The sequence below is a fragment of the Bartonella sp. AA83SXKL genome (assembly GCF_042196965.1).
Lineage (GTDB): Bacteria > Pseudomonadota > Alphaproteobacteria > Rhizobiales > Rhizobiaceae > Bartonella.
In genome coordinates this window covers 1-309 of record NZ_JBHIRG010000254.1, presented here as the reverse complement: position 1 = coordinate 309, position 309 = coordinate 1, and the positions used below count along the sequence as shown (strand labels likewise).

Below are 309 nucleotides of genomic sequence, written 5' to 3'. Positions count from 1 at the left end.
GCTGCCTGTTGCATCGAATGTGTCACAATGACGATTGTATAATCCTTTCGTAATGCATCGATAAGTTCTTCAATACGTGCCGTTGCAATTGGATCAAGAGCCGAACAAGGCTCATCCATCAAAATAACTTCAGGACTAACCGCAATAGCACGCGCAATACACAAGCGCTGTTGCTGCCCTCCCGACAGACTGGTTCCCGCCTCATGAAGACGATCCTTTACTTCTTCAAATAAACCGGCCTGCCTTAAACTCTTTTCAACCACATCATGTAATTCAGCGCGCGATTTGACTAAACCGTGAATGCGTGGA

At 46.3% G+C, this 309-nt stretch carries 1 protein-coding gene; it reads right to left on the bottom strand.

Translation table 11 applies throughout. The features are described 5' to 3' along the window. Positions 1–309 (bottom strand): phosphate ABC transporter ATP-binding protein (locus ACFINO_RS10950; protein ID WP_375655879.1); only part of this gene is annotated, 309 nt, incomplete at both ends.